2 protein-coding genes and 1 pseudogene are annotated in these 3,171 nt (G+C 64.8%); all 3 read left to right on the top strand.

Annotated elements, in window-relative coordinates; translation table 11 throughout:
• A partial coding sequence (locus tag Q0L57_RS09485; RefSeq protein WP_296741551.1) for a BMP family protein occupies positions 1 to 918 on the top strand: 918 nt, incomplete at its 5' end.
• Between the two features lie 243 nt (positions 919 to 1,161).
• The gene (locus Q0L57_RS09490) at positions 1,162 to 2,673 is read left to right on the top strand and encodes an ABC transporter ATP-binding protein (RefSeq protein ID WP_296741553.1); all 1,512 of its coding nucleotides are present in this window, start codon (positions 1,162 to 1,164) and stop codon (positions 2,671 to 2,673) included.
• Positions 2,673 to 3,171, top strand: a pseudogene (locus Q0L57_RS09495) (ABC transporter permease); the annotation flags it as partial. The gene Q0L57_RS09490 and the pseudogene Q0L57_RS09495, both read left to right, overlap by 1 nt.

A 3,171-nucleotide genomic window follows, 5' to 3' on the forward strand; every position in this document is an offset into this window, starting at 1 on the left:
GCCAAGGACAAGAAGCTGAAGGTGGCGGCGATCTTCGCCACGCCGATCGAGGAGCCGTGGGACAACCAGGTGCATGTCGCCTTGCTGAAGGCGCAAAAGGAACTGGGCATCGACTATAAATGGTCGGAGAAGGTGCAGACCGCCGACTTCAGCCGCGTGATGCGCGAATATGCGCAGGGCGGCTATGAGCTGGTGCTGGGCGACGCCTTCGCCGCAGAGCGTGAATCACGCCGCACCGCCAAGCAGTTCCCGAAGACCGCCTTCCTGTTCGGCTCCGGCGCCGGCCCGGCCGAGCCCAATTTCGGCGTCTTCGACAATTGGATCCACGAGCCTGCCTATCTCTGCGGCATCATCGCCGGCAAGATGTCCAAATCTGGCACCGTCGGCGCCGTCGCAGCCATGGGCATTCCTGAGGTGAACCGGCTGGTCAACGCCTTTTTCGCCGGTGCCAAGGAGGTCAATCCGAACGTCAAAAAGAAGGTGTCCTTCATCGGCTCCTTCTTCGATCCGCCGAAGGCCAAGGAAGCGGCCGTGGCGCAGATCGATGCCGGCGTCGACGTCATCTATGCCGAACGTTTCGGCGTCATCGAGGCGGCGGTAGAGAAGAAGATCTACGCCATCTCCAACATGTCCGACCAGTCGAGCCTCGGCCCCGACACGGTCATCACCGGTCCGGTGTGGGACATGTATCCGACGGTCGAACAGGCGATCAAGCTGGTCAAGGCCGGCGTCTTCACCGCGCAGGACTATGGCGATTTCTCGCGCATGGCCAAGGGCGGCTCCTACCTCGCGCCTTACCACAAGTTCGACAAGACGCTGCCGGCCGAGGTCAAGGACCTGGTCGAGAAGAAGAAGGCCGAGATCCTGGAAGGCAATTTCCGCGTCGACGTCGACGAGAACACGCCGGCTTCGGATTAAGCGCTCTCTGGCTTTGGGGTTGGCGCCAAGCCACCCCCCTCTGCCCTGCCGGGCATCTCCCCCTCGAGGGGGAGATTGGCAGCTTCACCGCCGGCTACATTTTTCGCGGCTGGAGATTGGCGAAGGCCGAAGTGACATCCGATCTCCCCTCGAGGGGGAGATGGCCGGCAGGCCAGAGGGGGGTGCGACGGGCACGCCCTTCCAGGTCAAGCCGACCCAAAGCCAACCCACCCGGGAGCTATCTTGTCCGCCCCACTCATCGAAATGCGCGGCATCACCAAGAGCTTTGGCGCCGTCAAGGCCAACGAGGCCGTCGATCTCAGTGTCGCGCCAGGCGAAATCCTCGGCCTTCTGGGTGAGAACGGCGCCGGCAAGACGACGTTGATGAACGTGCTGTTCGGCGCCTACGCGCCGGATGCCGGCGAAATCCTGGTCGAGGGTAAGCCCGTCGCCATCCGCGATTCGGCCGATGCCCTGGCCGCCGGGATCGGCATGGTGCACCAGCATTTCCATCTGGCGCCCCGGCTCACGGTGCTGGAAAACCTTCTGATCGGCATTCCCGGCAAGTCAGGCCGCATCGACCGCGGCGGCGGGTTGGCGCGGCTTTCCGAGATCAGCCGCCAGTATGGGCTGAGCCTCGACCCTGACCTGCCGGTCTCGGCGCTGTCGGTCGGCGAGCAGCAGCGGCTGGAAATCATCAAGGCGCTCTTCCGTGGCGCCAGGTTGCTCATACTCGATGAGCCGACCGCGGTGCTGGCGCCAAGTGAGGTCGACGGCCTGTTCGCCGCGTTGCGTTCGATGACAGGCCAAGGTCTCGGCATCATCTTCATCTCGCACAAGCTCAACGAGGTGCGCGCGCTCACCCACCGCTGTGTCATTCTGCGGCATGGGAAGGTCACCGGCCGTATCGATCATCCGGCGGAGACGACTTCGGCCGAAATGGCCAGGCTGATGTGCGGCCACGAGATTGTGCCGCCGACCAAGGCGCCTTCGACGCCCGGCGCTTCGGTGCTCACTCTCGACGGCATTTCCACCTCCGACCATGCCGGCACGCCGTTGCGCGACATCTCGCTGTTTGTTCGCGCTGGCGAAATCCTCGGCATTGCCGGCGTTTCGGGCAACGGCCAGCGAGCACTGGCCGACGTGATTTCCGGCATGCTGCCGCCCAAGGCCGGAACGATGACGATAGCCGGCAAAACGGTGACGCAGTTTTCACCGCGCGAGTTGCAGGCGCTTGGCCTCGGCCGCATCCCCGAAGACCGGATGACGACCGGGCTGGTCACCAACCTGCCGCTAGCCGACTCGATGGTGCTGCCACGCATCGGCACCGAGGCCTTCAGCCGCAAGGGGCTGCTCAATCCGGCTGCCATCCGCGCCTTCGCCGAGGCGCAGATTAAGGCCTTTGACATACGCTGTCCGGGGCCGATGGTGCGCGCCGGCGCGCTCTCCGGCGGCAATTTGCAAAAGGCGCTTCTGGCGCGCGAGCTAGCTTTCGATCCCAAGGTGCTGGTCGTGTCGCAGCCGACGCGCGGCCTGGACATCGGGGCCGCCCGCTTCATCCACGAGAAATTCCTCGACATGCGCGCAAAAGGCTGCGGCCTCATCGTTATCGGCGAGGACCTTGAGGAGTTGCTGATGCTCTCGGACCGCATCGCTGTGATGTATGAGGGCCGCATCGCCGGCACGCTTGCGGGCGACGGAGCCACCGTGGCGAGGCTTGGATTGATGATGACCGGCGCGGAAGGGCACGCCTGATGTTTCGTCTCGAAGCCCGCACCTCGACGCCCGCCTGGTTCAATCTCGCGCTGCCGCTGCTGGCAATCGTCGTCACGCTGGTATTGTGCAGCGGCTTGATCGCGATTGCCGGAGCCGGCGTGATCGAGGCTTATGGCGTGATGCTGTCGGCCTCGCTCGGCGACAGCTACGCCATAACCGAGACGCTGGTGCGCGCCGCCCCGATGATCTTCACCGGCCTTGCCGTGGCGATCGCCTTCCGCGCCAAGTTCTGGAACATCGGCGCCGAGGGCCAGTTGCTGGCCGGCGCGGTGGCGAGCTGCGCTGTTGGCGCCATCCCGATGCCCGGCTATCTCGCGATGCTTTTGATGGCGCTGGCTGGCGCCGCTGCGGGCGCCGTCGTCGCGCTGGTGCCGGCGACGCTGCGGGTGAAGTTCAAGGTCGACGACGTGGTGAGCTCGCTGCTGCTCAACTCGGTCATCTATTACGCGCTGATGGCGCTGATCGAGGGGCCGTGGA

The organism is Mesorhizobium sp. (assembly GCF_024509055.1).
Lineage (GTDB): Bacteria > Pseudomonadota > Alphaproteobacteria > Rhizobiales > Rhizobiaceae > Mesorhizobium.